The organism is Streptomyces sp. NPDC092045 (assembly GCF_044756005.1).
Taxonomy (GTDB): Bacteria; Actinomycetota; Actinomycetes; order Streptomycetales; family Streptomycetaceae; genus Streptomyces.
Window position 1 is genome coordinate 420,419 of sequence record NZ_JBIVSC010000003.1, and the last position, 13,594, is coordinate 434,012.

Sequence of the window (13,594 nt, forward strand, 5' to 3'; positions counted from 1 at the left end):
GCACCGGGCCGCCCTCCGTCGCCCCGGCGACGAGTTCGTCGACGGCGTGGGCGGCCGCGGACAGTTCCGGATCGCGTTCGAGCAGCCCGCCGTGGGACCCGTCCGGGACCGCGGGCACGAACGGCGTGACGGGCGACGGCTGTTCGGGATCCGACGGCACCGGCGACTCACTCCCCTACCCGAGCTCCTTGCGCGCCGCGGCCGGTGAGACCCACGCGGACCGGCACGAAGCGCTTGTCGGACGAGCCTAGCGTTCCTGATCGTTCCGGGGGCGACAATGGAGGGGTGAACCGGACCACGCATGACCGAGGCAGGGATCGCGACGAGGAGGGACGGGCCCGCAGCTCCCGCCCCCGGGACGGGCTCGGCCGTCCGCTTCCGTACGGGGCGGAGGGGGTGCCACGGCAGCCGGAGGGAGTCGTACGGGACCCCGGCGCGACCCTGCGCGAGGCGCAGCGGCTGCTCGACGCCGGGATGCCCTTCCACGCGCACGAGGTCTTCGAGGACGCCTGGAAGTCCGGCCCCGGGGCGGAACGGGACCTGTGGCAGGGACTCGCGCAGCTCGCCGTGGGCCTGACCCACGCGGCCCGGGGCAACGCGGCGGGCGGGGCGCGCCTGCTCCGGCGCGGCGCCGACCGGCTGGCGGCGGCCGGGGCGGGGGCGGCGGGGGGCGGGGTGCCGGAGGCAGGGGCTTCAAGGACCGGAGCGCCGGAGGCAGGGGCCTCAACGACCGGAGCCCAGGAGACAGGGGCCTCAAAGACCGGGACGCCGGAGGCCGGAGGGCCGCGGGCCGGGATCTCCGAGCACGGTTCGTCCGGACCCGGACCCGGACGCGGTCCCCGACCCGGCCCGTACGGGATCGACCTCCACGGGCTCGTCTCCTGGGCGCGGGAGTTGGCCGTTCGTACGGAAGGGGGCGGGTCGGAGGGTTCGGTCGACGCCGCCGCCGAGGCGCCGCGGCTGCGCCGGGACGCCTCCTGACGCCGTCCGTCGCCTTCCCGCCCCCTCGGTCTCCCGCCGCCGTACGGGCGCGTGGCCGGTCGACGGGGCCCGTCCCCGTCGCCGGGGCCTCACACGCGGTGCCGGGCGGCGTCCCGGCTCAGCCGGTGGCGCGCAGCGCCGGGAGGAGGACGGCGTCGACGAAGCTCCGCATGGTCGAGGAGTCCGTGAAGCGCTCCTCGCAGATCCGCTCGATGCGGAGCATGCCGAGGAAGGCGGGGGCCACGAAGCCGACGGCGGGGTTGCCGGCCTCGACCTCGCCGCGCTCCACCGCGCGCGCCACGATCGCGTCGATGGCGGCGATCTCGGGGGCGATGACGGTCTCGCGGAACGCGGCGCGCAGGTCGGGGTACTGGATGTACGCCTGGGCCACGGCCTCCATGAGGCCGGCGTCGCGCTCGTGGTGGGAGGCGGCGACGCGGGCGGCCTCGCGCAGGTCGCCGGCGAGGGTGCCGGTGTCGATGCCGCCGAAGACGACGCAGCGCCGCCGGGCGAGGGCCGCGGTGACGAGCTGCGGCTTCGTGCCCCACTGCCGGTAGAGCGTGGCCTTGCCGCACTTGGTGAGGGCGGCGACGCCCTCCATGGTCACCGAGTCGTAGCCGCCCTCGCGGAGGAGGCGGAGCACCGCGTCGTAGAGCTCGGTCTCGCGCTCCGGCGTGATCTTGCTGCGCCGGGCGGCGGCGGTCGCGGCCTGTGTGGACATCGGTCCCTCCCGGGCGGACACCTCCGTGTCCCCGCTGTGTCTCTCCCGTACGGGCCGGATCGTCCCTGCCCCGCGGGTCTGGCTCTGCACATACGAGAGTAGGGGGTGCACAATCGAGACGCAAACGTATCGAGACGCTTGCGTCTCGATGAAAAGAGATCTAGGCTTCCTCCGTTTGTTGCCGATTTGACGGATTAGAGGGCCGCACGATGGCTGCCGGGACACGCGGGATACGAGGACCACGTCCTGCGGGACCGGGGGCGAAGCCCGTCGCCGGCCCCGCCGACCACGGCGCCGGCGGGGAACCGGAGGAGAACGGAGGGGCTCCCGGAGGGGCCGGGCGACCACCCCTCCTGCGCGAGCTGCTGCTCGTCACCGCCCTGTTCCTCGTCTACAAGTTCGGCCGGCTCTTCGCCAACGGCCACGAGGCCCGCGCCTTCCGGAACGCCGACCGCGTCTGGGACGCCGAGCGCGCGCTCCACCTGCCGGGCGAGGGAGCGGTCCAGCAGCTCCTGATGCACGGCGAACCGCTGGTCCGGGCCGCGAACACGTACTACGCGACCGTGCACTTCCCCGCCACGGTCGCCTTCCTCGTCTGGCTGTACCTGCGCCGCCCCGCCCACTACCTGTGGTCGCGCCGCGTCCTCGCGCTCCTCACCGCCGCCGCGCTCGCGCTGCACCTGCTGATGCCGCTCGCGCCGCCCCGGATGCTCGCCTCCGCCGGACTCGTCGACACCGCCCGCGTCTACGGCCCCTCCGTCTACGGGGCGGTGCCGGAGGCGGACTCGATGGCGAACCAGTTCGCCGCGATGCCGTCGCTGCACTTCGGCTGGGCCCTGATGGTCGCGATCGGCCTGATCGCCGCCACCCGTTCCCGCTGGCGGGCGCTCTGGCTGCTGCACCCGCTGCTCACCCTGCTCGTCGTCGTCGGCACCGCCAACCACTACTGGTTCGACGCGCTCGCCGCCGCCGCGCTCCTCGGCCTCGCGCTGCTCGCCGTCCGCGCCCCCGGCCACCGGACGGCGCCCCCACCCGCACGCCGTCCGGTCGAGGCGGCCCCCCTCACGGTCGGAGCCCTGCGATGAACCCCGCCGCCGGCACCGCGGTCGCGGTGCTCCTCTCCCTCGTCTCCGCCGCCGGGTACGCGCTCGCCGCCGTCGCCCAGGCCCGGCTCGCCGCGGCCTCGTCCGCCGCCTCCGGCGGGCGCGGGGCGCTGCGCGCGCTGCTCGCCCGCGGGCAGTGGTGGTGGGCGGTCGGCCTGAACGCCGCCGGGGCCCTCGCCCACGTGGCCGCCCTGCACTACGGGCCGCTGACCCTGGTCCAGCCGCTCGGCGCGCTGACCCTCGTGGCGGCGCTGCCGCTCGGCGCGTACTGCGCGCGCCGGCGGGTGACCCGTACCGAGTGGCGCGGGGCCCTGTGGACCCTGGCCGGCCTCGTCGGCCTGGTCGCCGTCACGGGGCCCGCGGCCCCCGGCGAGGCGCTCAGCCTGCGCGAGTCGCTGGTCGTCGCCGCGGCGACGGCGCTCCTCATCGCCGCGCTCGCCTCGGGCCGCCTCCAGGGGAGCGGCGGGCGGACCGGGCGCGGGCTCGGGCACGCCACGGCCTCCGGCATCGCCTCCGGCGTCGCCTCGGCGCTCACCCAGACCCTGACGGCCGCGCTCGCCCGCGACCTTCCCGGCACCGAGCCGACCTGGTGGCAGACCGCGCTGCTCGCGGTGCTCATATCCGGCTTCGCGACGGGCGGACTGCTGCTCTCGCAGGCCGCCTACCGGGGCGGGCTCGCGGCGCCGCTGGCCGTCGTCAACCTCTCCAACCCGGCGGCGGCCGCGGTGATCGGCGTGGCCCTCCTCGGCGAGACCTTCCGGGCCGGGGCCTGGGGCTGGCTCGCCGCCGCCGGCGCGTCGCTGGTCGCGGCGCGGGGCGTGGTGCTCCTGACGCGGGGCGGGGGCGGAGCGGGAGGGGCCGGGGCCGTCGTGGAGACCGGCGGCGTGGCGGGGGGAGGCGTCGCGGCGGGGAGCATCGGCGGTGTGCCGACGGCCCGGATCGCCGCGCCGGAGGCCGAAGCGGTGGGCGTCCCGCTCGCCGGATGAGGACGGGCGCCTTCCGGCGCCGTCCCTCCGCCCCGCCGCCCTCCGCCCGCCACCTGGTCGCCTCGCCGCCCCCTGCCCGATCGTCCCGCCGCCCCCTCCACCCGGTCGCCCCGTCACCCCGTCGTCCGTTCACCCCGCCACCGCCTCATCCCGCCACGTGTCACCCGCAACGCCGTCACCCCGTCACCCCGTCACCCGCAATTCGTCATGTTGACGACAATCGAATCCAGCCCTATCGTCAACATGACGACAAGGGGGTTTCCATGGCCGACATCACCCGGCGGGCCGGCTGGCGCCATCTGCGCTCCGCGCCCACCGCGCACATCCGCCACCAGCGACGGGGACGGCTCGTCCACGACGGCGAGGGGCTGAGCTTCTGGTTCCGGCCGCGCACCGCCGCCCTCTCCGAGGTCCCGGTGAACGACCGGGAGCTGGCCATGGCCTTCCACGCCCGCACCGCCGACTTCCAGGACGTGAGCGTGCAGTCCACCGTCACGTACCGGATCGGCGACCCGGGCGCGGCGGCCACCCGGCTCGACTTCTCCGTCGACCCCGACACGGGCGCCTGGCGCGGCACCCCGCTGGAGCAGATCGCCACCCTCCTCACCGAGACCGCCCAGCAGCACGCCCTCGACGTCCTGGCCCGCACCACCCTCGCCGCCGCGCTCGTCGACGGCGTGGCGGCGGTCCGGGACCGCGTCGCGACCGGTCTCGCCGCCGAGCCGCGCCTGCCGGACACCGGCATCGAGGTCGTCGCCGTCCGGGTGGTGGCGATCCGCCCCGAGCCCGAGGTCGAGCGGGCCCTGCGCACCCCCGCCCGCGAGCAGATCCAGCAGGAGGCCGACCGGGCCACCTACGAGCGCCGGGCGGTCGCCGTCGAGCGGGAACGCGCCATCGCCGAGAACGAGCTCGCCAGCAAGATCGAGCTGGCCCGGCAGGAGGAGCGGCTCGTCGAGCAGCGCGGCACCAACGCGCGCCGCGAGGCCGAGGAGAACGCCGCCGCCGACGCGGTGCGGGCCGAGGCCGAGGCCGTACGGAAGGTCCGGCTGGCGCGGGCCGAGGCGGAGGCGGCGCGCGAGGTCGGCGAGGCGCGCGCCGGAGCGCAGTCCGCGTGGCTGCGGGCGCACGCGGAGACCGACCCGGCCGTCCTGCACGCCCTCGCCGTGCAGCGGGCGGCCGAGAACCTGCCCCGGATCGAGCACCTGACGCTCTCCCCGGACGTGCTCACCGGACTGCTCGCCCGGCTGGGCGGCGAGGGCGGAACGGGCGGGGCGCGGTCGTGAGCCTCGCGCCGCGCGCGGTGCTCGTGCACCGGACGACGGAGTACGAGGAGCTGCTCGCCCGGCACGGCACGCACGGGCAGGCCGCGTTCTTCCTCTCCGCGCGCGGCCGTTCGATCGACGCCGTGCGCGAGCGGCACGACCGGGCCCACCGGGCGCTCGCCGAGGTGGCGGGCGCGGTGCCGCTGACGTGGCGGCAGAACCGGGTGGAACGGGCCGATCTGGACCGGTTCCTGTTCGGCCCCGAGGACGTCGTGGTGGTGGTCGGGCAGGACGGCCTGGTCGCCAACGCGGCGAAGTACCTGACCGGGCAGCCCGTCGTCGGCATCGACGCGGACCCGGGGCGCAATCCGGGCGTCCTGGTCCGGCACCGGGCGGACCGGGCGCGGCGGCTGCTGCCGTACGCGGCGGGGGAGGGCGCGGCGGTCGACGAGCTGACGATGGTCGAGGCCGTCACCGACGACGCGCAGCGGCTCCTCGCGCTCAACGAGATCTACGTCGGGCCGCCGGGCCACCAGACCGCCCGCTACACGCTCGGGCTCGACGGAACGGACGCCCCGGCCGAGGCCCAGGCCTCGTCGGGCGTCCTCGTCGGCACCGGCACGGGAGCCACGGGCTGGCTGCGCTCCCTGTGGGAGCAGCGCTCCAGCGCGCTCGCGCTGCCCGCGCCCTCGGACCCCCGGCTCGCCTGGTTCGTGCGCGAGGCCTGGCCGTCGCCGACGACCGGCACGGCCCGCGTCGAGGGCCTCCTCGGACCCGGCCGCGGCCTGCGCCTCACCGTCGAGTCGGACCGCCTGGTCGCCTTCGGCGACGGCGTCGAGTCGGACGCGCTCGAACTGACGTGGGGCCAGACAGTCCGCCTGGCGATCGCGGCACCGCGCCTGCGCCTGGTGCACTGAGCCGGGGCGGCAGCGGGGTCCTCCGGTCCCACACGGCACCACGCCCACGCCCGGTGCACCGAGCCGAGGCCGCAGCGAGGTCCTCCGGTCCCGCCGTCCGCGCGGCCGGATCCGATCGGTCCGGGCCGGGCGGCGGCCCGTACGGCGTTATGCTCGGCGCGCTTTGCCCGGGTATCCGCCCGCCCCGCCGTCGGGCCGCCCGGACCTCCCCGCACCCTCCCGTCCCTCCCCGGCCGTCGAAGGACACCCCATGGCCCCCGGCTCGCTGACCGTCTCCCCCGCCACGCCGCAGGACTGGGAGCTCGTGCGCTCCTGGGCCGCCGAGGAGGGGTGGAACCCGGGGCTCTCCGACGCCACGGCCTTCTTCGCGCAGGACCCCGGCGGCTTCTTCCTCGGCCGGATCGACGGGGAGCCCGTCTCCGCCGTCTCGGTCGTCGGCTACGACGAGGCCTACGCCTTCCTCGGCTTCTACCTCGTGCGCCCCGAACTCCGCGGCCTCGGCCACGGCCTGGCCACCTGGCGGGCCGCGCTGGGCCACGCGGGCGACCGGACCGTCGGGCTCGACGGCGTGCCCGCGCAGCAGGACAACTACCGGCGCTCCGGCTTCACGACGGCGTACCGCACGGCGCGGTACGTGGGCGCGGTCCCGCCCCCGGACGGCACGCCGGCCGGTCTGGTGCCCGCCGGGCGGGTCGGTCCGGCCGCCCTCGCGGCGTACGACGGCGCCTGTCACCACGCAGACCGGCCGCGGTTCCTCTCCGCCTGGCTGGCGACGCCCGGCCACCGCGCCCTGGCCCGGATCGTCGACGGGCGCCCGACCGGGTACGGGGTGGTTCGTCCCGCCCAGGACGAGGCCCGCATCGGGCCGCTGTTCGCGGACACCCCGGCGGACGCGGCGGCCCTGCTCGACGGACTCGCCGCCGAGGCGAGGGACTTCGGCTCGGACCGGATCGCGATCGACATGCCGGAGGTCAACCCCGCGGCGGCGCGCCTGGCCCTGGAGCGGGGGCTGGAGCCGACGTTCGAGACGGCCCGGATGTACACCGGCCCCGTCCGCCCGGTGGCCCGCGAGCGCGTCTTCGGGGTCACCACGCTCGAACTGGGCTGATCCGGCGGGAGCGGGGAAGCGGGGGAAACGACAGGTCCGGACCAGTGGAGGCCCCTGTTCGGGTCGGCGGGAGCCACGATTCCGGACGGGCCGAAACCACGGTTCTTGGCGGGCCGAAACCACGGAAACCATGGTCCGGGCCGGCTGAGACCACGGAAGCCCGGGGTCCGAACCGGCGCCCCGGTCCCGGCGAATCCGACCCCGGCGGGCCCCGCGCCCCCTCCCCTCGCCGACCCCCCGCCGCCCCCTGAGGGGCGACAAGGGTTTTCCCCGTATCGGGTTCACCCCCCCGTTCCCTACTGTCCTCCGCACCGGCAGATATCATCCTCCGAATCGCACCGTGACAGGTGCATGCGAAGGGTGGCGTCCGCCGGTGACGGTCTTGACCCGGGCCGTCGCGCCGGTGGCGGCGCACGGGCCCCCCAAGCCCAGGGAACACCGGACCGCGACCCCCACTTCGCCCCCGTGTCCCGCGCCGCCGCCACTGCTTCGCAGTTACGTCGTCATCGAAAGGGCCACACCTTGAACGGTTCCAGGCGGAGAGTCATATCCGTGGTCGCGGGTGCCGCGATCCTCGGTGCCGCTGCCACCACCTCCGGGGCGTTCGCCGCCGCCCCGGCCGCTCCCACCCCGAAGCCCGCGCCGGTTTCGCAGGCGATCCAGGCGCTGCCCAGCGCCCCGGTCGAGAAGCTCATCGTCACCTACAAGAGCCAGGCCGCCGAGGCCGGTTCCAACGCCGCCGCGCAGAGCGACACGGCCGAGAAGGCCGCGAAGACGGGCGAGAAGCTCTCCTTCGAGCGCCGGCTCGCCGCCGGTGCCGCCCTGGTCGACCTGGGTGACGGCACCACCAAGCAGGACGTCACGAAGGTCATGGACGCGTTCCGCGCCGACCCGGCCGTCGCCTCCGTCGAGCCCGACATCCGCGCCTACGCGATGGCCACGCCGAACGACACCGAGTACGCCAAGCAGTGGGACCTCTTCGAGGCCACCGGCGGCATGAACGTCCCGGCGGCCTGGGACAAGACGACCGGCTCCGGCGTCACCGTCGCCGTCATCGACACCGGCTACGCCGCCCACTCGGACCTGGCGGCCAACGTCGTCGCCGGTTACGACTTCATCTCCTCCTCCGCCGACGCCCGCGACAGCAACGGTCGCGACGCGGACCCGAAGGACGAGGGCGACTGGAACGCCACCGACAACGAGTGCGGCAGCGGCTCCAAGGCCTCCAGCTCCTCCTGGCACGGCACCCACGTGGCCGGCACCATCGGCGCCGTCACGAACAACACCAAGGGCATCGCGGGCATCGCGTACGGCGCGAAGATCCAGCCCGTGCGCGTGCTCGGCAAGTGCGGCGGCTCGTCCGCCGACATCGCCGACGCCATCACCTGGGCCTCCGGCGGCACCGTGCCGGGCGTCCCGGCCAACGCGAACCCGGCGAAGGTCATCAACCTGAGCCTGGGCGGCGCGAGCTCGACCTGCCCGAGCGTCTACCAGACCGCCATCAACGGCGCCGTCTCGCGCGGCACCACCGTCGTCGTGGCCGCGGGCAACAGCAACGCCAACACCTCCGGCTTCACCCCCGCCAACTGCTCGAACGTCATCACCGTGGCGTCGACCAGCCGCGAGGGCAACCGGTCGTACTACTCCAACTACGGCACCGTCGTGGACGTGGCCGCGCCCGGCGGCGAGACCCGCCGCGCCACGGACACGCCCGGCACCGTCACCACCCCCGAGAACGGCATCCTCTCGACGCTGAACTCGGGCGCGACGACTCAGTCGACCGAGAACTACAAGCCCTACCAGGGCACCTCGATGGCGGCGCCGCACATCGCCGGCCTCGCCGCCCTCCTGAAGTCGGCCAAGAGCACCCTCACCCCGGCCGAGATCGAGTCCGCGATCAAGGCCAACGCCCGTCCGCTGCCGGGCACCTGCACCGGCGGCTGCGGCGCGGGCATCGCCGACGCGGCGAAGACGGTGAACGCCGTCACCACCACCACGCCGCCCGCCGGCAACGTCTTCACCAACGCGACCCGCGTGTCGATCCCGGACAACACCACCGTGTCGTCCTCGATCTCCGTCACCGGCCGCGCCGGCAACGCGCCCGCCGCCCTCAAGGTCGGCGTGGACATCAAGCACACCTGGCGCGGGGACCTGGTCGTCGACCTGGTCGCCCCCGACGGCACGGTGCGCAACCTGAAGACCTCGTCGTCCTCGGACAGCGCCGACAACGTCGTGGCGACCTACACGGTCGACGCGTCGAGCGAGGTCGCCAACGGCACCTGGAAGCTCCAGGTCCGCGATGTGGCCACGGGTGACACCGGCTACATCGACTCGTGGAGCCTCACCTTCTAAAGCACCATCGCACCACCTTCGACCCACCCCCCACATCAGCATCATTGCTGGTCAGCGACGCGCTCGTGGTCTACACCACGGGCGCGTCCTGGCGTTGTGGGAGCGCGTGCCACCGGAGCGCGCTGTCCGTATGCCGGACAAGGGGCCTGGACTCCGCCGGTGGGCTCCGTATTCTCTGCCCACGGGGCTCATGGGCCGGGGGCCCGAGCGGCCGGAGGTGGTGGACAGTGACGACAGCTCCGCACGTCGCCCTGCGCCCCGCGGGCGTGGGGGCGAATCCCGCGCCGGTGGGCCGCGAGGAACTCCTCGCCCGGCTGGAACGCGCCCTGCACACGCGGGGCCGCGCCCTGCTCACCGGACCGGCCGGCGTCGGCAAGACCGAGGTCGCGCTCGCCGAGGCGGCGCGGGCCGAGGCGCGCGGCGAGACCGTGCTGTGGCTCGCCTCCCTGCCGTCCGACCGCGAGATACCCGGCGCCTCGGCCGCCGCGCTCGTCGCCTCCGTGGCGGCGACGGTGGCCGCGCCCGGATCAGGATCCGCCCGCCCCGAGCCGTCCGACGCGTCCGGACCCGGGACGCCCCTCCCGGTTCTCCCGGCCCTGGGCTCCCCCAGGTCCCCCGCGGGCCGGGCGGCCGTCCCGGCTCCCGCCACCGGAGTCGCGGGAACCACCGGGACGCACGCCGCGCCGGCGCACGGCACCGATCCGTACGCCACGGGCCCGCATGCCACCGGCGTGTTCGCCTCCGGGGTCTTCGACGAGCTGCCCGGTCCCCAGCGCACCGCCGTCGCCATGCTCTGCCGCGAGGCGCCGATCGACGCGGACGGCTGGGACCCGATCGCGCTGCGCCTCGGGATCGCGCAGATCCTGCGCACCCTGACCTGCCGGGGGCCCGTGCTGCTCGTCGTGGACGGCGTGCAGCACGTGGACCCGGACAGCGCGGACCTGCTGCGGTTCGCCCTCCACCTGGCGCCGCCCGCGCTGCGGGTGGTGGCCGTGGAGACCCCCGAGCCGTACGGGGAGGCCCGTGGCCCGCACGGCGAGCCCCACCGCTCCGAGGACCCGCACGCCAGCCACCTCTGGGTGCCGTCGGAGGCGGACGTGCTGCGCGTCCCGCCGCTGCACGCCGACGAGATCGCCGAGCTCCTCATCCACCACCGGCTGCCGTCCCGGATGGCCGGCCGCATCCACCGCGCGAGCGGCGGCAATCCGCGGCTCGCGCTCGCGGTGGGCCGCTCGCTGGCCGACGCGCGGACCCCCGTGCACCACGCCGAGGCCCTGACGCTCTCCGGGCGCGCCCGCGACCTGGCCCGCCAGCTCCTGGGCGCCGCGCCGCCCGCCGTGCGGGAGACGCTGCTGCTCGCGGCCCTGGCGCTGCGCCCGTCGGCGACGCTGGTGCGGCGGGCCGGGCGGCCCAACGCGGAGGCGGACCTCGCGGCGGCCGAACGGGCCGACCTGGTGTCGCTCGCGGAGGACGGCTCGGTCACCTTCACCGCCGGGCTGCTGCCCTCCACCCTGGTGCACGACGCCTGCTGGGCCGAGCGGAGCGCCGGGCACGCGGCCCTCGCGGAGGTCGTGGACGACCCCGTGGAGGCGGTGCGGCACCGGGCGCTCGCCACCGACAGTCCGGACGAGGAGCTGGCCGCCGAGGTCGCGGACGCCGCCGATCTGGCCCGGCGGCGCGGGAACAGCGCGCTCGCCGCCGAACTGGCCCTGCTCGCGGCCGAGTCGACGCCGGGACGGCACGGCACCCGGCGGATCGCGCGGCTCGTGGACGCGGCCGAGGAGGCCGCGCGGGCGGCCCGCGCCGACCTCGCGATGCGGGCCGCGACCGATCTGCTCGCCCGGGACGCCGTGCCCGCCGACCGGGTGCGGGCGCGCCTCGCCGTGCTCGACACGGCGGGCCAGGGCCTGACCGGCCTCGACGAGATGTACGTCCACGCCATGGAGGACTCGGAGGGCGACACCGCCCTGCGGGCCGCCGTGCAGCTCCGGCTCGCCGTCAAGTACGTGCTCGCGGACGGCGACCCGCACCGCTCGCGGACCGCGGCGGTCGAATCGGCCGCGCTGGCCGCCTCGATGGGCGACCCGCGCACGGCCGCGCAGGCGCTGACCGTGCAGGCGCGGATGGAGCGGGCGCTCGGCTCGCCGGACGCGGATGCCGTGCTCGCCCGGGCGCGGGCCCTCGAACTGGCCGAGCGGCCCCTCGGCATCCGCAACGCCGCCCAGATCCTGACGATCCGCCACGCCCTGTTCGACGACCGGCTCGTGGAGGCCCGCGACGAACTGGGCGCGCTCCTGCCGCTGGTGCAGCGGCGCGGCTCCGTCGAGGACGCCATCGAGCTCTTCCGCACGCTGGCCGAGATCGAGTCCCGGATCGGGCCGTGCGCGGCGGCCCTCGCCCACGCCGGGCAGTCCCTCGCCCTCACCCTGGAGGCGGGGCTCTCCCCCGGCCCCGCCTGGTACGCGCTCGCGCTCGCGGAGACGGCGGGCGGCAGCTTCGCGCGGGCCGCGAGCTACGCGCGGCGCAGCGTGCAGGCCTCGGAGGAGGAGGGCGACCGGGTCTTCCTCTCCCGCAGCCGGTACGCGCTCGGCCGGGTCCAGCTCGTCAACGGGGACGTGGCCGCCGCCCTGGAGACGCTGCGCCGGGTGCAGACCGACGAGCGGGCCCAGTCGACCGTGGACCCGTCGATGCTGCGCTGGCACGAGGAGCTGGCCGAGGCGCTGCTCGCGAACGACGCCGCCGACGAGGCCCTGGCGCTCCTCGCCGAGGTGCGGCCGGTGGCGGAGCGCCTCGGGCGGCCCACGGTCCTGCTCGGCTGCGACCGGGCGTACGCCCTGTGCCTGGCGGCCGAGGGGCGCACGGACGAGGCGGCGGAGCTGCTGACCCGCACGGCCGGGGAGTTCGGGCGGGCGGGGCTGCCCCTGGAGCGGGGCCGGGCGCTGATCGCCCTGGCCCGGGTGGAGCGCCGCCGGAGGCGCAGGTCGGCGGCGCAGAGCGCCCTTCAGGAGGCGGCGTCGGTGTTCGAGCGGACCGGAGCGGCGCCGTGGCTGGCCCTGGCGGGCGAGACCCCGGCCGGCGAGGGTCCCGCGGGCGGGCCGGGGGGCGAGGAGGCGGTCCCCGCCCTCTCCTCCCTCACCGAGGCGGAGCTGCGCCTGGCCCGGCTCGTGGGCCAGGGCGCCAGCAACCAGGAGGCGGCGGCGAAGCTCTACCTGAGCGTGAAGACGGTCGAGGCGCGGCTCACCCGCATCTACCAGAAGCTCGACGTCCGTTCCCGGGCGCAGCTCGCGACGGCCCTCAGACCGTGAGGTCCGTGAACGCCGTGGCGTAGGTGCCCCGGGCGGTGGTGCCGTCGGGCCGCCGCCACTCCCCGGTCACCCGGGCCGTCCCGCCACCGGCCGTCCCGCCGTCGGTCGTTTCGCCACCGGTCGTTTCGCCGTCGGCCCGCAGGACGCGCCGGAGCCGCAGGACGAGCGGCGCGGGCGCGCCGGGCTCCCGCAGCACCACGTCGGTGTGGTCGGGGCCCTCCTCGACCCGTACGGGCACCGCGTCCGCGCCGGTGCCGTCCGGGGTGATCGGCACGACGGCGACGGTGGGGTCGGGCGTGTCGGTCGCGGTCTGCTCCTGCGGTGCGGCGCGGCCGTCGAGCAGGGCGTGCAGGCGCTCGACGAAGACGGGGTCGTGGACGCCGTCGTAGATCCAGCGCTTCCCCAGGACGCCGTGCTCGGAGGTGCCGACGAGGGCGCGCTCGGCGCCCGCGAGCGGGTCCGCGCGGTAGGTCAGGGGGACCTGGTGGGCGACCGCGTCCGGGCCGGTGCCGTCGGTCACCACCATGAACTCGATGCCCACCTCGCCCTCGGGGTCGTCGAGGCGGAACCCGCCCGCCCTGACCAGCCGCGGGCCGTCGGACCCGCCGGCGTACCAGGGTCGGGTGGGCAGCCACGCGGCGAGCAGCTCCAGCTTGGTGGGCTGCATCGTGGTGCGGTGGATGACGGCCATGGTGCGCTTCTCCCTCTCGGTCGGGATCTTCCCCGCCCCACCGTACGAGCCCTTCCCCGGTCGCCTTACGAGGCCGTGCGGGCGGTCCTCGCGTCCGGCCCGCGCCCTGCCTGCTAACGTCAGAAATTACCCATATGAGGCATATGCGGCATCATGTCGCCTCCTCGT

General features: G+C 76.1%; 10 protein-coding genes. 8 read left to right on the forward strand and 2 right to left on the reverse strand.

Translation table 11 applies throughout. The features are described from left to right. Positions 1–396 precede the first annotated feature (396 nt). Positions 397–981 (forward strand): DUF309 domain-containing protein, encoded by a 585-nt coding sequence (locus ACIQKA_RS12025; RefSeq protein WP_391094080.1) that lies wholly within the window; start codon positions 397–399, stop codon positions 979–981. Between the two features lie 118 nt (positions 982–1,099). Here the strand turns inward: ACIQKA_RS12025 and ACIQKA_RS12030 are convergent, their stop codons facing one another. Continuing rightward, positions 1,100–1,702, reverse strand: a complete 603-nt coding sequence (locus ACIQKA_RS12030; RefSeq protein ID WP_383434431.1) for a TetR/AcrR family transcriptional regulator — start codon at positions 1,700–1,702, stop codon at positions 1,100–1,102. A gap of 209 nt (positions 1,703–1,911) precedes the next feature. On the opposite strand from ACIQKA_RS12030, the gene ACIQKA_RS12035 reads away from it, so the two are divergent. From ACIQKA_RS12035 to ACIQKA_RS12065, 7 genes are all read left to right on the forward strand, one after another. Beyond that, a complete protein-coding gene (locus tag ACIQKA_RS12035; protein ID WP_391094082.1) occupies positions 1,912–2,787 on the forward strand; it encodes a phosphatase PAP2 family protein in 876 nt (291 codons plus the stop codon). After that, positions 2,784–3,791 (forward strand): DMT family transporter, encoded by a 1,008-nt coding sequence (locus tag ACIQKA_RS12040; RefSeq protein WP_402540826.1) that lies wholly within the window; start codon positions 2,784–2,786, stop codon positions 3,789–3,791. Before ACIQKA_RS12035 ends, ACIQKA_RS12040 begins: the two co-directional genes overlap by 4 nt. Positions 3,792–4,054: 263 nt before the next feature. Next, entirely contained in the window at positions 4,055–5,074 is a 1,020-nt protein-coding gene (locus ACIQKA_RS12045; RefSeq protein ID WP_383152045.1) for an SPFH domain-containing protein, read from the forward strand. Next, positions 5,071–5,970 carry a hypothetical protein gene (locus ACIQKA_RS12050; RefSeq protein WP_383434440.1) on the forward strand — a complete coding sequence of 300 codons (900 nt, stop codon included), beginning with the start codon at positions 5,071–5,073 and terminating at the stop codon, positions 5,968–5,970. The genes ACIQKA_RS12045 and ACIQKA_RS12050 overlap by 4 nt, the downstream gene beginning before the upstream one ends. A gap of 250 nt (positions 5,971–6,220) precedes the next feature. Further along, positions 6,221–7,078, forward strand: coding sequence for a GNAT family N-acetyltransferase (locus tag ACIQKA_RS12055; RefSeq protein WP_383152047.1), 858 nt, complete (start codon positions 6,221–6,223; stop codon positions 7,076–7,078). Positions 7,079–7,630: 552 nt separating this feature from the next. After that, the gene (locus ACIQKA_RS12060; protein WP_383444864.1) at positions 7,631–9,430 is read left to right on the forward strand and encodes a S8 family serine peptidase; all 1,800 of its coding nucleotides are present in this window, start codon (positions 7,631–7,633) and stop codon (positions 9,428–9,430) included. Between the two features lie 227 nt (positions 9,431–9,657). Continuing rightward, entirely contained in the window at positions 9,658–12,735 is a 3,078-nt protein-coding gene (locus tag ACIQKA_RS12065; protein WP_391094086.1) for an AAA family ATPase, read from the forward strand. Here the strand turns inward: ACIQKA_RS12065 and ACIQKA_RS12070 are convergent. Continuing rightward, complete coding sequence (locus ACIQKA_RS12070; RefSeq protein WP_391094087.1) at positions 12,725–13,426, reverse strand: maltokinase N-terminal cap-like domain-containing protein; 702 nt, start codon at positions 13,424–13,426, stop codon at positions 12,725–12,727. The two genes, ACIQKA_RS12065 and ACIQKA_RS12070, sit on opposite strands and share 11 nt — an antisense overlap. Positions 13,427–13,594 lie beyond the last annotated feature (168 nt).